Source organism: Burkholderia sp. EMB26 (assembly GCF_024730645.1).
Taxonomy (GTDB): Bacteria; Pseudomonadota; Gammaproteobacteria; order Burkholderiales; family Burkholderiaceae; genus Burkholderia; species Burkholderia cenocepacia.
Genome location: NZ_CP078071.1, coordinates 1,435,424 through 1,453,794, shown reverse-complemented (window position 1 = coordinate 1,453,794; position 18,371 = coordinate 1,435,424). Strand labels below are relative to the sequence as shown.

Annotated in this window: 14 protein-coding genes; 8 read left to right on the top strand and 6 right to left on the bottom strand. The window is 66.5% G+C overall.

Annotated elements, in window-relative coordinates; translation table 11 throughout:
• Positions 1-45: 45 nt before the first annotated feature.
• From KU887_RS23330 to KU887_RS23315, 4 genes are all read left to right on the top strand, one after another.
• Positions 46-1,287: an SRPBCC family protein gene (locus KU887_RS23330; protein WP_006486272.1), complete on the top strand. Its 1,242-nt coding sequence runs from the start codon at positions 46-48 to the stop codon at positions 1,285-1,287.
• A gap of 29 nt (positions 1,288-1,316) precedes the next feature.
• Entirely contained in the window at positions 1,317-2,465 is a 1,149-nt protein-coding gene (locus tag KU887_RS23325; protein WP_006498749.1) for a hybrid-cluster NAD(P)-dependent oxidoreductase, read from the top strand.
• A 134-nt stretch (positions 2,466-2,599) separates the two neighbouring features.
• Complete coding sequence (locus KU887_RS23320) at positions 2,600-3,463, top strand: glycine betaine ABC transporter substrate-binding protein (protein WP_258258330.1); 864 nt, start codon at positions 2,600-2,602, stop codon at positions 3,461-3,463.
• A 178-nt stretch (positions 3,464-3,641) separates the two neighbouring features.
• On the top strand, positions 3,642-5,297 hold the full coding sequence (locus tag KU887_RS23315; RefSeq protein WP_258258329.1) for an APC family permease: 1,656 nt from the start codon (positions 3,642-3,644) through the stop codon (positions 5,295-5,297).
• Positions 5,298-5,470: 173 nt separating this feature from the next.
• Here the strand turns inward: KU887_RS23315 and purU are convergent, their stop codons facing one another.
• Together purU and KU887_RS23305 are read right to left on the bottom strand one after the other, a co-directional pair.
• A complete protein-coding gene (purU, locus tag KU887_RS23310; RefSeq protein WP_006486276.1) occupies positions 5,471-6,355 on the bottom strand; it encodes a formyltetrahydrofolate deformylase in 885 nt (294 codons plus the stop codon).
• A 162-nt stretch (positions 6,356-6,517) separates the two neighbouring features.
• Positions 6,518-7,423: a choline sulfate utilization transcriptional regulator gene (locus KU887_RS23305; RefSeq protein ID WP_258258328.1), complete on the bottom strand. Its 906-nt coding sequence runs from the start codon at positions 7,421-7,423 to the stop codon at positions 6,518-6,520.
• Between the two features lie 237 nt (positions 7,424-7,660).
• Between KU887_RS23305 and betC the strand changes: the two genes are divergently transcribed.
• From betC to KU887_RS23285, 4 genes are all read left to right on the top strand, one after another.
• Positions 7,661-9,196 (top strand): choline-sulfatase, encoded by a 1,536-nt coding sequence (gene betC / locus KU887_RS23300; protein ID WP_006491381.1) that lies wholly within the window; start codon positions 7,661-7,663, stop codon positions 9,194-9,196.
• A gap of 45 nt (positions 9,197-9,241) precedes the next feature.
• Positions 9,242-10,210, top strand: a complete 969-nt coding sequence (choX, locus tag KU887_RS23295) for a choline ABC transporter substrate-binding protein (RefSeq protein ID WP_006483794.1) — start codon at positions 9,242-9,244, stop codon at positions 10,208-10,210.
• A gap of 260 nt (positions 10,211-10,470) precedes the next feature.
• Entirely contained in the window at positions 10,471-11,610 is a 1,140-nt protein-coding gene (locus KU887_RS23290) for a porin (RefSeq protein ID WP_048985105.1), read from the top strand.
• Positions 11,611-11,853: 243 nt separating this feature from the next.
• Complete coding sequence (locus tag KU887_RS23285) at positions 11,854-13,104, top strand: MFS transporter (protein ID WP_258258326.1); 1,251 nt, start codon at positions 11,854-11,856, stop codon at positions 13,102-13,104.
• Positions 13,105-13,294: 190 nt separating this feature from the next.
• Here KU887_RS23285 and KU887_RS23280 read toward each other — a convergent pair whose 3' ends face one another.
• The 4 genes from KU887_RS23280 to KU887_RS23265 all read right to left on the bottom strand — a co-directional run bounded on the left by KU887_RS23280 (position 13,295) and on the right by KU887_RS23265 (position 18,274).
• Entirely contained in the window at positions 13,295-13,663 is a 369-nt protein-coding gene (locus KU887_RS23280; RefSeq protein WP_048985103.1) for a YbjQ family protein, read from the bottom strand.
• 132 nt (positions 13,664-13,795) lie between these two features.
• Complete coding sequence (locus KU887_RS23275) at positions 13,796-15,046, bottom strand: M20/M25/M40 family metallo-hydrolase (RefSeq protein ID WP_060263701.1); 1,251 nt, start codon at positions 15,044-15,046, stop codon at positions 13,796-13,798.
• A 79-nt stretch (positions 15,047-15,125) separates the two neighbouring features.
• Entirely contained in the window at positions 15,126-16,838 is a 1,713-nt protein-coding gene (locus KU887_RS23270) for a M36 family metallopeptidase (protein WP_006498754.1), read from the bottom strand.
• A 491-nt stretch (positions 16,839-17,329) separates the two neighbouring features.
• On the bottom strand, positions 17,330-18,274 hold the full coding sequence (locus KU887_RS23265) for a GlxA family transcriptional regulator (protein WP_006483802.1): 945 nt from the start codon (positions 18,272-18,274) through the stop codon (positions 17,330-17,332).
• Positions 18,275-18,371: the final 97 nt, after the last annotated feature.

Genomic DNA, 18,371 nt, shown 5'->3' with positions numbered 1-18,371 from the left:
GCCTGTCGGCAAGAACCCAGGGATGCAAGGAATCCGGAGCAAACGATGAAAGTATCGGCAGACATTCGTGCATTGATCGAGCGGCGCAAGGAAGGGCACAGCCTCGACGCACCGTTCTACACGAGCGAGGACATCTTCGCGCTCGACATGGAGGCGATTTTCCGCCAGCACTGGATCCAGGTGGCGATCGAACCGGACATTCCCGAGCCGGGCGACTACGTGACCGTGGAGCTGGGCAGCGATTCGATCCTGATCGTGCGTGACGACGACATGGCGATCCGCGCGTTCCACAACGTGTGCCGTCACCGCGGCGCGCGCCTGTGCAACGAAGATAAAGGCTCGGTCGGCAACATCGTGTGCCCGTACCACAGCTGGACCTACAACCTGACGGGCCAGCTGATGTTCGCCGAGCACATGGGCGAGAAGTTCGATCGCTGCAAGCACAGCCTGAAGTCGGTGCACGTCGAGAATCTCGCGGGCCTGATCTTCATCTGCCTCGCGGACGAGCCGCCGGTCGATTTCGCGCAGATGCGCGCCGAGATGGAGCCGTACCTGCTGCCGCACGACCTGCCGAACACGAAGATCGCCGCGCAGATCGACATCATCGAGGAAGGCAACTGGAAGCTCACGATGGAGAACAACCGCGAGTGCTATCACTGCGTCGCGAACCATCCGGAGCTGACGATCTCGCTGTACGAATACGGCTTCGGCTACCAGCGTTCCGACGCGAACGCCGAAGGCATGGACGCATTCGCCGAAACGTGCGTGCGGCGCGGCAAGGAGTGGGCCGAGATGGGCCTGCCGTCCGCCGAAATCGAGAAGCTGCTCGACGTGACGGGTTTCCGCACGCAGCGCCTGCCGCTCGATCGTCATGGCGAATCGCAGACGCTCGATGCGAAGGTCGCGTCGAAGAAGCTGCTCGGCGGCTTCGACAAGGCCGATCTCGGCGGGCTGTCGTTCTGGACGCAGCCGAACTCGTGGCACCACTTCATGAGCGATCACATCGTGACGTTCTCGGTGATCCCGCTGTCGGCCGGCAAGACGCTCGTGCGCACGAAGTGGCTCGTGCACAAGGACGCGAAGGAAGGCATCGACTACGACGTGAAGAACCTCACGGCCGTGTGGAACGCGACCAACGACCAGGATCGCGCGCTCGTCGAATTCTCGCAGCGCGGCGCGACCAGCAGCGCGTACGAGCCGGGCCCGTATTCGCCGTACACGGAAGGTCTCGTCGAAAAATTCTCGGCCTGGTACATCGGCCGGCTCGCCGAAAAAACCGGCGCGTAGTACTTAGCAGCGTATATGCGGAGCAAGACATGATGCGAGATGCGGCCAATTTCGAGCCGGCGGACAGCCGGGTGACGCACCCGGCGTTCTGGAACGCGCTGCCCGAGCGCTGGACGAGCGACGTCGAGGAAACGCTGGTGTGCTGCCACGTGCGGCAGGAAACCCACGACGTGAAGAGCTTCTTCTTCCGTTCGCCGCAGGGCCGCACGTTTTCGTTCGAGCCCGGGCAGTTCATCACGCTCGAGCTCGACATCGACGGCGAGACGATCAATCGCTGCTACACGATCTCGTCGTCGCCGGCGCGGCCGCACACGATCTCGATCACGGTCAAGCGCGTGCCGGGCGGCAAGGTGTCGAACTGGCTGCACGACAACCTGCAGCCGGGCGCGGCGGTACGCGTGCTCGGCCCGGCCGGCGAATTCACGTGCGCACGGCATCCGGCGCGCAAGTACCTGTTCCTGTCGGCCGGCTCGGGCGTCACGCCGCTGATGTCGATGAGCCGCGCGCACCATGATCTCGCCGAGGATCGCGACATCCTGTTCGTGCACAGCGCGCGTACGCCGGACGACATCATCTTCGCGCGCGAGCTCGACCTGATCGCGTCGAACCACACGAATTTCCGCACGTCGTTCGTCGTCGAGCGCGTCGGCGCACGTACCAACTGGCCGGGCGTCACGGGCTTCCTGACGCTGCCGCTGCTGAAGCTGATCGCGCCGGATTTCATGGAGCGCGAGATCTTCACGTGCGGCCCCGCGCCGTACATGAAGGCGGTGCGCGACCTGCTCGACGAAGCCGGCTTCGATCGCAAGCAGTATCACGAGGAAAGCTTCTCGTTCGAGACGCTCGCGCAGACCGCGAGCGACGAAGTGCTCGCCGAGCTCGTGCCGGCCGCCGACGGTGTCGACGCCGCGACGAAGCAGTACACGGTCAGCTTCGCGAAGAGCAACCGCGAGATCGCGTGCGGCTCGGAGCAGCACGTGCTCGACGCGGCGCGCCAGTCGGGCGTGCGGCTGCCGGCCTCGTGCACGCAGGGCATGTGCGGCACCTGCAAGGTGAAGCTGGTGTCGGGGCAGGTCGAGATGAAGCACAACGGCGGCATCCGCCAGCGCGAGATCGATCAGGGGATGGTGCTGCTGTGCTGCAGCAAGCCGCTGTCGGATCTCGTGATCGACAAGTAGTCGAAACAGGCCATCGGCTGTCCGGGCGCGTCGCGTCCGGACAAGCTTCCGTCGGAAAACAACGATACCGCGGATTTGTGGTTGAAGAACCTAGAGAGACAACGCGCACGGTGCGCAGACCAAGGAGATCGACCATGAAACTGTTCGGAAAGCTGTTGTGGACCGGCGCTCTGTCGGCAATGGTGGCATTGAGCGCATCGGCGCTCGCCGATACGAAGCCGACGCTGAAAATCGGCTACGTCGAAGGCTGGGACGACAGCGTCGCGACGTCGAACGTCGCGGCCCGCGTGATCGAGAAGAAGCTCGGCTACGAAGTGAAGCTCGTGCCGGTCGCGGCCGGCATCATGTGGCAGGGCGTTGCACGCGGCGATCTCGATGCGACGCTGTCCGCGTGGCTGCCGGTCACGCACGGCTCGTACTGGGACGAGTACAAGGCCAAGGTCGTCGACCTCGGCGCGAATTTCCCCGATGCGAAGATCGGCCTGATCGTGCCCGCGTACGTGAAGGCGAAGAGCATCGACGACCTGAACGCCGAGAAGGGCAGCTTCGGCGGCCGGATCGTCGGCATCGATGCGGGCGCCGGCGTGATGCGCAAGACCGACGACGCGATCAAGAGCTACGGGCTGAACTACACGCTGATGCCGAGCTCGGGCAGCGCGATGACGGCCGAGTTGTCGCGTTCGGTGGGCGCGAACAAGCCGGTGATCGTGACGGGCTGGGCGCCGCACTGGATGTTCGCGAAATGGAAGCTGCGCTTCCTCGAGGATCCGAAGAAGGTGTTCGGCGGCGCCGAGCACGTCGACAGCGTCGTGAATCCGGGCCTCGAAACCAAGGCGAAGCCGGTCGTCGCATTCCTGAAGAAATTCCAGTGGAAGCCGGGTGAAATCGACAGCGTGATGCTGGCGATCCAGAACGGCTCGAAGCCGGAAGCAGCCGCCGACGCGTGGATCGCAGCCCATGCGGACCGCGTGAATTCGTGGACGGAAAGCGCGCAGTAAGCACCTCGACATACGTCGTACGAATCATCATAAAAACACGCCGGGAATGGCATGCAGGAATCCGAAACAATCAGGATGTAATGCGGCCATATCCCGGAATTCTTTTTCAGATTCTGCAAAAAAGCCCGTAAGTTGTTACACTACGGCGCTTGTGCAGAATCATCACAGGAGGAACTGGATGAGTCAGGCAGGACTGCGTGCGAACCGCACCAGTGATGTTGGAACACCCATCTCACATGATTCGACGGGCCACACGCTGCATCGTGGCCTGACCTGGAAAGACGCTTTTTGGGTGACGAGCGGCGTGCCGGCAGGCGTGCTGTTCACGATCGGCGGCGTATGCGCGACGATCGGCCAGCCCGCGTGGGCGATCTGGATCGCCGCGATCACGATGGGGCTGATTCAAAGCGCGACTTATGCGGAAATATCGGGGCTATTTCCCCATAAATCGGGCGGCGCGTCGGTGTACGGCGCGATTGGCTGGGTCCGTTACAGCAAGCTGATTGCCCCGGTGTCCGTGTGGTGCAACTGGCTCGCGTGGTCGCCGATGCTTGCGCTCGGCTGCGGCCTCGCGGCGAGCTATGCGCTCACGAGCCTCTTTCCCGCCGATGCGGCGGTGCTGCACTGGCAACTCAAGGTTGCGGATCTCGGTTTCATCAAGCCGGGTCTGTCTCTGCGAATCAACGCGACGTTCATCATCGCGACGATTCTGCTTCTCATCACGTTCAAGCTTCAGCATAGCGGCGCATCGAAGGCTGCGCGTACGCAGCGCATTCTCGGGATTGCATCGCTCACGCCGCTCCTGATCGTCGGCATCGTGCCGTTCGTCACCGGCGACGTGCCGATGTCGAACCTGCTCCCGTTGCTGCCGCTCGGTCACGACGCGCAGGGCAACCTCACGGCCGCGACCTTCGGCTCGTGGAACGGGCAGGGCGTGACGATGGCGCTCGGCGCGATGTTCATGGCCGGCTGGGCCTCGTACGGCTTCGAGACGGCCGTCTGCTATACGCGCGAATTCCGCGATCCGCGGCGCGATACCGCCAAGGCGATTTTCTGGTCGGGTGCGTTGTGTCTCGTCGTGATGACGCTCGTACCGATGGCGTTCCAGGGCGCGCTCGGCACGCAGGCGATGCTCGATCCGGCGATTGGCGACGGCACCGGCGTCGCGGCCGCGATGGCGAAGATCGTCGGCGGCGGCGCGTGGGTCGCGAACGCGGTAGTCGTGATGCTGATGCTGTCGATCCTGCTGATCGTGATGACGTCGATGATGGGCTCGTCGCGCACGCTGTACCAGGCATCGGTCGACGGCTGGCTGCCGAAGTACCTGTCGCACGTGAACGAGCACGGCTCACCCACGCGTGCGATGTGGACCGATCTCGGCTTCAACCTCGTGTTGCTGACGATGTCGGACTACATGACGGTGCTGTCGATCTCGAACGTCTGCTACATGCTGTTCGTATTCCTGAATCTCCAGTCCGGATGGATCCACCGGATGGATCGCGGCAACTGGGACCGGCCGTTCCGCTGCCCGACCTGGCTGCTCGTCGCGGGCTCGATCTGCGGCTATGCGAACCTCGTCTACGTCGGCGCGGGCGCGAACCTGCAGGGTGAAGGCACGCTGCGCAACGGGCTGATTGCGATGCTGCTGATCGTGCCGGTGTTCCTGTTCCGCCACTACTGGCAGGATCGCGGCCGTTTCCCCGCGCAGATGCAGCGCGACATGGAGCTCGAAGTGCCGCAGCGCGCGATGTGGCTGAGCCTGATGCCGTATGCGGCGCTGATCGGTGCGGGGCTGACGATCTGGCTGTCGTATTACTTCGCGTGGGTGAAGTGACGCGGTAACGCATGCCGATGCGTGCGTGTGGCAGCACGCGATGGCTCCGGAAACCGCACACAGGGCCATCGCGCGAAGCGCCGGCGCAACACGACGGCAAAAAAAGGCCCGAACGGAACACGCCGGTCGGGCCTTGTTCGTTTCTGCCGCTTTCGAACGCGACGGCGGTCTGCTTACGGAAACACCACCGTCCGGTCGCCGTTCAAAAACACCCGCCGCTCGATGAACGCCTTCACCGCACGCGCGAGCGTGAGACTTTCGACGTCACGTCCCACCGCGAGCAGTTGCTCGGGACGCAATGCATGATCGACACGCTCGACGACCTGCTCGATGATCGGGCCTTCGTCGAGATCGTCGGTGACGAAGTGCGCGGTCGCGCCGATCAGCTTCACGCCGCGCGCATGCGCCTGGTGATACGGCTTCGCGCCCTTGAAGCCGGGCAGGAACGAGTGGTGGATGTTGATCGCGCGATTCGCGAGCTTCGCGCTCGTCTCCTGCGACAGCACCTGCATGTAGCGTGCGAGGATCACGAGCTCGGCGCCGCTCGATTCGAAGAAGTCGAGCCATTGCGCTTCCTGCTGCGCCTTGGTCTCGGCCGTGATCGGGAAGTGCCGGAACGGCAGTCCGTGCTGCGCGGCGAGCGGCTCGAAGTCGGGGTGGTTCGACACGATGCCGACGATGTCCATCTTCAGCTCGCCCATCCGCCAGCGGAACAGCAGGTCCGCGAGGCAGTGCTCGAGCTTCGACACCATGATCAGCACCTTCGGCCGCGCATTGACGTCGTGGATCGCCCATTGCATGTCGCCCGCGTGGCCGCCGAGTCCGGCCGCGATCGGGGCGAATTCCTGGCGCAGCGCGTCGATCTGCAGCGTTTCATCCGTCGGATGAAACACGCAGCGCACGAAGAAGCGGTTGCTGAGATCGTCGTCGAACACGTTCAGCGCATCGACATAGCAGCGATGGCGATCGAGAAAGCCGACGACGGCGGCGACCTGGCCGGCCGCGCTCGGGCACGACAGTGTCAGGACGAATTGATCGGGGCGGTGCTCGGCGGTCATGAGACTCCTCGGATGGCAGGGGCGCACGGCCGCGCGGCGGCGCACGACAGCGCCGCGCCGCGCGGGTAGCGGGAGACTCAAGTAAATCAGGACGATTTCGGGCGGGATAGAACCAACCCGCCGTGTGGCTGGTATCGGTGCGCCAGCGGGCCGGCAGCTGCGTCAGGCCTCCGCGCACGCGTCGAGCAGCCAGCGCCGGAACACGTGCGTCGCGTCCGGCTCGGGCCGCTGCGGCGGCCGCACCAGGAAGTAGCCGCGCGACGTGACGACGGGCGCATCGACCAGTTTCACGAGCTGGCCGCACGCGACGAGTTCGTCGACGAGCGGCGACCAGCCGAGCGCCACGCCTTCGCCGAGCAGCGCCGCATGGATCACGAGCGCATAGCTGTTGAAGGTCACGCCGCGGGCGGCGGGTGGCGGTTCCAGGCCGTGCGCGTCGAACCAGCCCGACCACGACAGCCAGCGCTCGGGGCGCGTCGGCTGCACGTGCAGCAGCGGTAGCGCGAGCAGATGGTCGGGCCGCGTGACGCCCGGGTGCGCGTCGCGGAACGCGGGCGCGCAGACGGGCGTCACGGATTCCGGAAACAGCCGCGCGGCCGTGCACGACGGCCAGTGGCCGTCGCCGAACAGGATCGCGATGTCGCCGTGGTCACGCTGCGCGTCGTAATCCTGTGACGTGACGACGCGCACGTCGACGTCCGGCATCACGCGCTTCAACCCGGCCAGACGCGGCATCAGCCAGTAGGTCGCGAAACCGAAGTCGGTGACGATCGTGAGCGCGCCGTGCTCGCGGCGCGCGCGCAGCGTCGCGGTCGCGCCGCGCAGCGTGTCGAGGCTCAGGCGCACGGCTTCGTACAGGCACTCGCCATCGGCGGTCAGCGTGACGCCGCGCGGGCTGCGTTCGAACAGCGGCACGCCGAGTTCGGCTTCGAGTTGATACACCTGCTGGCTCACGGCCGGTTGCGTCGAGCCGAGCTCGCGTGCGGCGGCCGTGAAGCTCGCGAGCCGGGCGGCCGATTCGAACGCGCGCAGCGCCTGCATCGACGGTAACGGTTCGGGTTTCGACATAAGTCCCTCTAATGGCCCCATAAGGGCCGGACGCCTACCCGCGCGAATTCGGGCGGGCGATAGTGCAGCGGACGGTGCGGCACATGCGCTCCGTGGCGGCCGACAGGCCTCCCGCGATTCTAGCCAGCGCGGCCCGCCCGTGCGGCAGTTTCTTCAGGCCGCCTCCGTCATGCCGGACGTCTCGCTGCCCGAACGGCGAGCCGTTCCATTCGAACACCGCTTTCCCCACGACCGCCGATGACGAACCCGACACCCAACATCCTGATCCTGATGGCCGACCAGCTCACGCCGTTCGCGCTGCCGGCCTACGGCAACCGCGTCGCCCGCACGCCGACGCTCGACCGGCTCGCCGCCGAAGGCGTGGTGTTCGACGCCGCTTACTGCGCGAGCCCGCTGTGCGCGCCGTCGCGCTTCTCGCTGCTGACCGGCAAGCTGCCGTCGGGGATCGGCGCCTACGATAACGCCGCCGAATTGCCGGCGCAAACGCTGACGTTCGCGCACTACCTGCGCGCGGGCGGCTACCGGACGATGCTGTCCGGCAAGATGCATTTCTGCGGACCCGACCAGTTGCACGGCTTCGAGGAACGCCTCACGACCGACATCTATCCGGCCGATTTCGGCTGGGTGCCCGACTGGGACAGCCCGACCGAGCGGCCGAGCTGGTATCACAACATGAGTTCGGTGCTCGACGCCGGCCCGTGCGTGCGCACGAACCAGCTCGACTTCGACGACGAGGTCACGTTCGCCGCGAAGCAGAAGCTGTACGACGTCGCGCGCGAGCGCGCGGCCGGGCACGATGCGCGGCCGTTCTGCATGGTCGTGTCGCTGACCCATCCGCACGACCCGTATGCGATCACGCGCGAATACTGGGATCGCTACGACGATGACGAGATCGACATGCCGGCCGTGCGGCTCGATGCGGCCGACAGCGATCCGCATTCGCAGCGGCTGCGCTTCGTCTGCGAGAACGACCGCACGCCGCCGACCGACGCGCAGATCCGCGCCGCACGCCGCGCGTATTACGGCGCGACGTCCTACGTCGATACGCAGTTCGGCAGCGTGCTGGCCGCGCTCGAGCAATGCGGGTTCGCCGACGACACGATCGTGATCGTCACGTCCGACCACGGCGACATGCTCGGCGAGCGCGGCCTCTGGTACAAGATGACGTTCTTCGAAGGCGGCTGCCGCGTGCCGCTGATCGTGCATGCGCCGGGCCGCTTCGACGCCGCGCGCGTGCGCGGCCCCGTGTCGCACGTCGACCTGCTGCCGACGCTCGTCGAGCTGGCCGGCGCCGCGCCCGCCGGCGGCTGGCCGGACCCGGTCGACGGCGCGAGCCTCGTGCCGCATCTGCACGGCACGCCCGCGCACGATGTCGCGCTCGGCGAATACCTCGCGGAAGGCGCGCTCGCGCCGGTCGTGATGATCCGCCGCGGCGACTGGAAATACGTGCATTGCCCGGCCGATCCCGATCAGCTCTACAACCTGTCCGACGACCCGCGCGAACTGACGAACCTGGCCGGCCGGCCGGAAGCCGCCGACGTGCTCGCCGCGTTCCGCGCGCACGCCGCGCAGCGCTGGAACCTGCCCGAGCTGGACAGGCAGGTGCGCGCGAGCCAGCGGCGCCGGCGTTTCCATTACGCGGCGACGACGCAGGGCCGCATCCAGGCGTGGGACTGGCAGCCGTTCACCGACGCGAGCCAGCGCTACATGCGCAATCACATCGAACTCGACACGCTCGAGGCGATGGCGCGTTTTCCGCGCGTCGGGCGCTGAGCGTCCGGCATCGCGGTCATTGAAAAACGACGGAGGAAGCGAACCATGAAACGGCAAGGCAATGCAGCAATCCGAAGGATCGGCGCGGCGTTCGCCGCCGCCGCGTGCGTGGTGGCGATGCAGCCTGCGTCTGCCGCCGATCCGCAGACGTGCAGCGACGTGAAGATGGCGGCGCCCGGCTGGACCGACATCGACGCGACGAACGCGATGGCGGGCGTCGTGCTGAAGGCGCTCGGCTATCGGCAGGACGTGGCGAACCTGTCGGTGCCGATCACGTACCAGGGGTTGAAGAAGGGGCAGGTGGACGTGTTCCTCGGCAACTGGATGCCCGCCCAGGCGCCGCTCGTGAAGCCGTTCGTCGACGAGAAATCGATCGACGTGCTGCATGCGAACCTGAGCGGCGCGAAGTTCACGCTCGCGGTGCCCGACTATGTGGCCGCCGCCGGCGTGCATACGTTCGCCGATCTCGCGCGCTACGCGGACCGCTTCGGCGGCAAGATCTACGGGATCGAGCCCGGCGCGCCCGCGAACCAGAACATCAAGCGGATGCTGTCCGACCACGCGCTCGGGTCCGCGAACTGGTCGCTCGTCGAATCGAGCGAGACGGGCATGCTCACGCAGGTCGAGCGCGCGGTGCGCGACAAGCGCTGGATCGTGTTTCTCGCGTGGGAGCCGCATCTGATGAACACGAAGTTCCATCTGACGTATCTGTCGGGCGGCGATGCGTATTTCGGCCCGAACTACGGCGGCGCGACGGTCAACACGGTCACGCGTTCCGGGTTCGCCGGCCAGTGCGCGAATCTCGCGCGGCTGTTCCGGCAGATGACGTTCTCGGTCGACGTCGAGAACCGCATGATCGCCGACATGCTCGACAACAAGACGTCGCCCGCGCTCGCGGCGCAGCATGCGCTGAAGGCCGAGCCCGCGCTGGTTGCCGCCTGGCTCGACGGCGTGACGACGGCGGCCGGCGCACCGGGCCTGCCGGCCGTGCGCGCGGCCCTCGACGCGCGCTGATTCCCTCCCATCGGGCGGCCGGTTTTCACCGTGCCGCCTGTCTACGTGTTTTCCCGATCCGTCGCATCGTGACCATTTAGTGTCGCCTTCAGACGGGTGACGCGAAATATGGGTTTGTATTTTTCGCCAATGGCTGCGTTATTGCGGAAAACGAAATGCCGAAGCCAGCGGGGCGGTCTGAATTCGAATCCACCGGCGCATCGCGGCACGCGTCGGGAAGCGATTCTATCCATCGAACGGTTCAGGGAGGGTGGTCGACAATGAAGCACACGAAAGTTGCCGTAGCCGCCGCGCTTGCATGCGCGGCCTGTATTCCCGCCATCGGGCATGCGCAAAGCAGCGTGACGCTGTACGGGATTCTCGACGCCGGGATCACCTACGTGAACAACACGGGCGGTTCGCACGTGGTCAAGTTCGACGACGGCGTCGCATACGGAAACCGCTTCGGCCTCAAGGGCACCGAAGACCTGGGCGGCGGCCTGAAGGCCGTGTTCGCGCTCGAGAGCGGCTTCCGTCTCGGCAACGGGCAACTCGGCTTCGGCGGCGCCGAATTCGGACGGCAGGCGTATGTCGGCCTGCAGAACGACTGGGGCACGCTGTCGTTCGGTAACCAGCTCGACATCACGAACGAACTGGTGTCGATCTACAACATCTCGGCGTGGGGCAGCGGCTATGCGATCCACCAGGGCGACTTCGACCGCTTCAACGGCGACCGCCTGCCGAACTCGGTGAAGTTCCTGTCGAACGACATGAGCGGCTTCAAGTTCGGTGCGATGTACTCGTTCGGCAACGTCGCGGGCAACTTCCATCGCAACAGCGCATGGAGCGCGGGCGCGAGCTTCACGAAGGGCGACTTCTCGATCGGCGCCGCGTACACGCGCCTGAACAACCCGAACGGCATCTACGCGTTCGATCCGTACGCGATGATCGGCACGCACACGTTCCTCGGCCAGCAGACCGTCACCGTCGATCCCGCGACCGGCGCGCGCACCGACCTGTTCGCGAACACGCCGATGGACGTCGACAGCCAGGGCACGTTCGGCATCGGCACGAGCTACACGATCGGCAAGCTGACGCTCGACGCCAACTACTCGTATACGACGATCAAGGGCTTCGGCCAGTCGTCGCACATGCAGGTGTACGAAGGCGGCGGCCTGTACCAGTTCACGCCGGCGCTGAGCTTCATCGCGGGCTACCAGCACACGCGCTTCGAAGGCCATCACTGGAACCAGGGCACGGCCGGCCTGCATTACCTGCTGTCGAAGCGCACCGACGTGTACATCTCCGGCGACTATCTGCGCGCGTCGCAGGGTGTCGATGCGGTGATCGGCTACAGCTTCACGCCGTCGACGACGCAAACGCAGGCCGACGTGCGGATCGGGATGCGGCATTCGTTCTAAGCGGGGTGGTGGGGTGGTGTGACGTCTTCAGCGAGGTCTCTCTTTGGCGCGAACCGCGGTTCGCGCTTTTTTTTTGTGCGGTGTGCCGGCTCGACGGCGCGCGTGCCGGCGGCCGGCCGGTTTTCAGCCGTTGGCATATCATCGCGATTTGGCCGCGTCCGCACCGTTACCGCACGCCCACTCGCGTGCGGCGTCGCTTTTCCCGAACGGTTGCAGTGCGCACCGCCAACCGCCGAGACCCCGATGACTACCCCCGTGCCCGATTCCAGTTCGTTGTCCATGTTACCCGCCAACCTGTTCCGCCACGCGCCGTTCCAGCGTTTCTGGGGCACGCGCGTGATGTCGTCGCTGGCCTTCCAGATCCTGTCGGTGGCCATCGGCTGGTACGTGTATGCGCTCACGCACAGCGCATTCGCGCTCGGTCTCGTCGGCCTCGCGCAGTTCGTGCCGATGTTCGCGCTGACGCTCGTCGTCGGGCAGGTGGCCGACCGCTACGACCGTCGGCGCATCGCGACGATCTGCCAGAGCGTCGAGGCGCTGGCCGCCGGCGTGTTCCTGCTCGGCGCGATGCAAGGGTGGCTCGCCGCGCCGGCCGTGTATGCGCTCGCGGCGATCGTCGGCACGGCCCGCGCGTTCGAGTCGCCGTCGGTGTCGTCGCTGTTGCCGGCCGTCGTGCCGCGCAGCGACCTGCCGCGCGCGACCGCATTGTCGACGTCCGCGAACCAGGCCGCGCAGATTCTCGGGCCCGCGTTCGGTGGGCTGCTCTACGGTGTCGGCGCGCCCGTCGCGTTCGGCACGAGCGTCGCGGCATTCGCGATCGCGGCGATGCTGAGCGGCACGATTCCGCTGCGCGGCGCGCCGCCCGCCCGCGAGCCGGTCACGCTGCGCTCGGTGTTTTCCGGCATCGCGTTCATCCGGCGCGAACCGGCGATTCTCGGCGCGCTGTCGCTCGACCTTTTCGCCGTGCTGTTCGGCGGCGCGACCGCGTTGTTGCCGATCTATGCGCGCGACATCCTGCAGGTCGGCCCGTGGGGGCTCGGTGCGTTGCGCGCGGCGCCGGCAGTCGGCGCGCTCGCGGGCACGCTGTGGCTCACGCGTTTTCCATTGAAGGGGCGGCCGGGCCGCGCGATGTTCGGCGGCGTGATCGCGTTCGGCGTCGCGACGATCGTGTTCGGGCTGTCGACGCATTTCGCGCTGTCGCTCGTCGCGCTGGCGGCGCTCGGCGCGTCGGATGTCGTGAGCGTCGTCGTGCGACTGTCGCTCGTGCAGCTGCGCACGCCCGACGACATGCTCGGTCGCGTGAGCGCGGTCAATTCGTTGTTCATCGGCACGTCGAATCAACTCGGCGAATTCGAATCGGGCGTGACGGCTGCGTGGTGGGGCGCGCCCGCGGCGATCGTCGTCGGCGGCGCGGCGACGATCGCCGTCGCGCTGACGTGGATGCGGCTGTTCCCGAGCTTGCGGAACATGGCGTCGCTGGAGCGCGATCATTGAGCCGACGCGAGAGGCCGATGCTTTCAGGTGAAGCCGGCTTCTCGTTCACTGCAGTTCATTTCAAATTGCTTTCTCGTTTCAGTCACATGCCAAACGACGGCCGTGCCGGATAATCATCCGACAAAACGGTTTTTCCGCACCCGGTTCGGTCGAATGGCAGTGTGTGCGGCCAGCGCGTCGCGGCGGATGGTCAGGCGCCGGCGGCGCGTGCGACCTGCACGGCCGTGCCGTAGCAGATGACTTCGGTTACGCCCGAGCCGATCTCGGTCGAGTCGTAGCGCATCGCGACGATCGCATTCGCGCCGAGCTTGCGCGCCTCGGCGAGCATCTTGTCGAACGCCTGCTCGCGCGCCTTTTCGCACAGCGACGTATAGAGCGTGATGTTGCCGCCGAAGATCGTTTGCAGCGACGCGCCGAACGAACCGACGATCGAGCGCGAGCGCACGACGATGCCCTGGGCGACGCCGAGCGAGCGGACGGTCGTATGGCCGGGCAAGTCGAATGCGGTCGTGACGCGGGCGGGCGACAGGTCGTCGAGGGAGCGGTTGGATTCGGTCATGGTGCGAAAGCGTGTAGCGAGTGGTCGAACGACGATTCTAGCCGGCCGGAGACAACGTATTCGAACGGGCGCACCCGTGCGGGTGAACGCCCGTTTCGTCGCCGAACGCGACAACCGCTCGATGAAGGGCGCTCAGCGCTTGACCGTCGCGCCGGCAAGGCCGCCGAGATCGACCGCGTAGGCGAGCGCCAGCTTGCCGAACTTCAGCGCATGGTTGGCCTGGCGATCCGAGTTCTCCAGCGTGTCGTTCACCGTGTGAATGTACGGGCTGTCGTTCTGGTCGGCCTCGAACGGGAATGACGCCGGATACCCCTGCGCATTCCACGACGCGTGATCCGAGCACGCATAGCCGCATTGCGACGTGCCGACCGCGAGCTCCGGCAGGTAGGTCGCCGCGAGGTTCTTCACGTAGGTGTTCTGCGCCGCGTTCGTGTAGTCGGTGATCAGGTAGATATCCTTCGGATCGCCCTTGTAGTTCGTCATGTCGAGCTGCAGCACGCCGACCACGTTCGCATTCTGCGTGCGGAACTGCTTCGCGATCGCCTTCGAACCGAGCAACCCGGCTTCCTCGGCCGCATACCCGACGAACTTGATCGTCCGTTTCGGCCGGTAATTGTTCGCGAGCAGCACGCGCAGCGCCTCGGTCAGGCTGGCGATGCCCGACGCATCGTCGTCCGCGCCGGGCGAGCGCGTGTTCTCCGTCGTGCGGCCCACGGTCGAATCGAGGTGGCCGCCGAGCACGACGGTGCCCGCGGCCGGGTCGCTGCCGCGGATCGTCAGGATCACGGATTTCTGCGGAAAGCCCGTGTGCGCGACCTGTTCGACGGTGATGTCGGCGCGCGCCCCCGCCAGCTGCTTCCACTGCAGCGCGAGCCAGTCGGACGCGGCGACGCCGTGCGACGTCGTGTAGTAGCGGTTCGTGAAGCCGGACAGCGACGTGATCGTGCCGACGATGTTGCTGGCCTGCAGTTGCTGGACCCACGTACCGATCTGCGGCACGTTCGACACCGTGTACGCGGCGGCGGCCTGTTTCGCGAGCGTCGCCGGCAACGGTTGCAGCGCCTGGCGTGCGTCGTCGAACGAATCGTGCACGACGTAGCCGGGCCCGTGGCCGCGCGTGCGCTGGACGGCGCGGGCCAGTTCGCCGAGGCGGGAATCGTCGATCTCGACGACGTGAACGGTCTCGCGACGCGCGGCGCCGTCGGCCGCCTTGCCGGCGTCGACGGTCGTGCTGTATTGCGCGGTTGCGCTTGCATCGATGCGTTGAAGCTGGCGGAACGCGGTGTCGCCGAGCGTGATCCAGACGGGTGTCGCGTGCGCGGCGGCGGTCAGCAGCATGCCGCCCAGCGCGGCGCTCAGGCGGGTCGGTTTCAGAGTGGGCATGGTCGATCTCGTGAGGATGGCGATGTCGATGAAGGGAGCGCGCCGCAGATCGTGCGAGGCGCTCCCGCCTGCTGCGGTATTACGACTTCTGCGGGACGGTCACGCCGTACGTGCAGCTCTTGTTGTACGCGTTGCCGATCGCGGTGAGCTGCGCGCTGCTGTAGCCGAGCGCGGACGCGGCCGTCAGCACGGCCTGCGCGGCGGCCTTCTGGTTGGTCGAGCCGTTGGTCATCGACAGCCCCTTCAGGAACGCCTTGTCCATCGCCTGCGCGCCGATCGCGTCGCGCGCGACGAGGTTGCACGACGCCCAGTACTGGCCGGCCGTGTGGATCTCCGCGCCGCGCGCCTGCGCATAGGTGCGCCCGACGTTCCAGTTGGTCACGCGGCCGCCCCAGAACTCGTTGTGGCCGTCCCAGTTGTAGACCCAGTGATACTGCGCATCCGACGGGCTCCACTGGTTGAAGTCGCGGCTGTACGCGGCGGCGAGATAGTCGCCGGTGCCTTCCGACAAGCCTTCCTGTTGCGACAGGCCGCCGTTGGTGATCCAGTCGTGGATACCGTGGCCGAGCTCGTGGATCACGACGTCCGCGTCTTCCGCGTCGTCGACGCCGCCTTGCCCGAAGGTCAGCCGGCCGCTGCTCGACGAATACGACGAGTTGTCGTCGCCCGATTCGCCGTGCGGGTCGTACTGCACGCCGCCCGTGTACTGGTACGGCAACGCCTTGATGCCGAGGGTCTGGTTCACGTAGCGCAGGAACGTGTCGATGTGGTAGTACACGTTCACGGCCTCGAAATACAGGTTGCCGCGCGTGAATTCGAACGCGGGCGTCGACTGCGACGGGCACGCCTTGTCGAGCGGCGCATCGAAATCGACGCACGCCGCGTACGGGCCCGTCAGCGTGTAGCGGGTGCCCGACTGCGCGAGATCCTTCAGCGTCACGCGCACGCGTGCGGCCGTGAGCTGCGTCGAGTCGGCGTCGTTGCTGTCCTTGTAGCCCGTGCTGCCGTAGCTGCTTTTCGTCGGCGACAGCGGATCGGGGCGGAACACGAAGCCGGTGCCGTCGGTCGCGTAGAACGCCTTGTCCTCGGCGCGCAGCACTTCGCCGCTGCCCGAATCGATCAGCAGTTCCCAATCGCCCTTCGGGCCGTCCTGCGGGCGGCCGCGCACCTTCCACGCGGTATGCGTGCCGGCCTTGTCGACGAACGCGACGAGTTGCGCATCGAGATGCGTGAAGCCGCTCACGCCGAGATACGCACGGGCGCGGTCGAGCGCCTGCTGCTGGTCGACGGCCTGCGACTTGCGCGTCGTCGCGACCACGCCGTTGATCGTGTTGCTCGCGACGTACAGGATGCGGCCGTCCTTCGCGACGGTCACCGCGATCTCGCTGCCGTACACGGGCAATCCGGCGGCTTGCTGCTGCAGGCGCACGACGGTGAAGTCGGCGTCGTTGCGTTCCGACGTGACGACGAGGCTCGCGAGCGCGGCCGCGTCGAGCCCGAGTTGCGCCGCCTGCGACGCGACGAAGTCGCGCGCGGTGGCGGCAGGCGTCGCGGCGGCCTTCCTGGCGCGGTAGGCCGGGTTGTACAGCGTGACGGCGACGCCGTCCGCGCGGAATTGCCCGGCGGCCGTGTCGGCCTTCGCGGCCGGCGGCGCGACGCCGCGCGTCAGGCTTTCGCGCAGGCTCGCGGCCTGCGGGTTCGATACTTTCGTATCGGCCACGGTGCCGCCGACGATGCCGAAACCGAGCGCGAGACCCAGGGCGAACGGCAATGCTTTGCGTGATGTCTGCATACGTGATCCTCATCTCAACGGTTGGACACGCCCGCACGCTCGTGGCGAACAGGCACGACACGGCCCGCGCGCCGGTTCGATGGAACCGGTGCGGCGAAGCGGTGTGGAGAGTCTCGACTGACTAAGGAAACCTAAATGTCAGGTCGAAAAGAAGCGGGCAGGCGAAGCGGGGGACGCGCGTGAAGGGATGCGAACGGCAGGCAGGTGCGGCGACGGCGAAGCGAGCATCGTCATGTCATACCCCTCGGATCGGATCGATATCGGTTGGCAGCCTGCGTGGCGCGATGCGCGTCGAGACGCGGCGTGCCGGTCAGTTAGGCTGCCTATCTAACTTTTTTTGGTATGTTACAGAATATTTTCAGCGACATTCCAAATTATTTTCGACGATCGCTTCGGTCGGTCGATCAATCGCCGGCATTGTTCAGCGGGCGGCGGGAAACGCTGCCGGAACGCGCAATACCGCGCCGGATTGTGATTAAAAGCTGCGACGATCAGCGTGTCGCCCGCCGGTCGCTGCGCGGGCTCATCCCGAATCGCGCGCGATAGGTACGCGAAAAATGCGACGGCGATTCGAAGCCGCACGCGACGCACACCGACGTGATGCTCATGTCGGTCTGCTGCAGCAGTTCGCGGGCGCGATCGAGACGCAGGTTCAGGTAGAAGTGCGTCGGCGTGTCGTTCAGCGTCGCGCTGAACAGCCGCTCGAGCTGGCGCCGCGTGATCGAGACTTCCCGCGCGAGCGCGTCGGAGCCGAGCGGGTTGTCCATGTGCCGCTGCATCGTGCCGATCACCTGGATCAGCTTGCGGTTGTGCACGCCGTAGCGCGCGGCGATCTCGAGCCGCTGGCTGTCCGAGCGCTGCCGGATGCGGCTCACGACGAACTGCTCGGAGATCGCCGCCGCGAGGTCGGCGCCGTGCCGGCGACCGATCAGGTCGAGCATCATGTCGATCGACGCGGTGCCGCCCGCACAGGTGATGCGCCGGTCGTCGATCTCGAACAGCTCCTGCGTCGCGTTCAGGCCGGGATAGCGCTCGCGGAATGCGGCCAGCGCTTCCCAGTGCAGCGTGAGCGGCTGCGACGCGTCGAACAGCCCGGCTTCCGCGAGCACGAAGCTGCCCGTATCGATGCCGCCGAGCGTTGCACCATGCCGGTGCTGGCGGCGCAGCCAGTCGCCGAGCGTGCGCGTGTAGCACACGAGCGGATCGAAGCCCGCGACGACGAACACCGTATCGACCTGCGGGACGTCCGCGCACGCGGCCTCGGCGGCGACCGGAATGCCGTTGCTCGCGGTGACGGGCGCGCCGTCCGCGCTGATCACGTGCCAGCGATACAGTTCGGTGCGAAAGCGATTCGCGACGCGCAGCGGCTCGACCGCGGACATGAAGCCGAGCGCGGAAAAGCCGGGCAGCAGCAGGAAATGGAAATCCTCGGGCATCGGGGCAGGGGATCGAATCCGGTGGTCGTCGCGTATCGCGCGACGCGCCGAGCGAGCCGGCGCGGGCCGCGCCCGGTTCGCAGGCGCAGAACGGTCA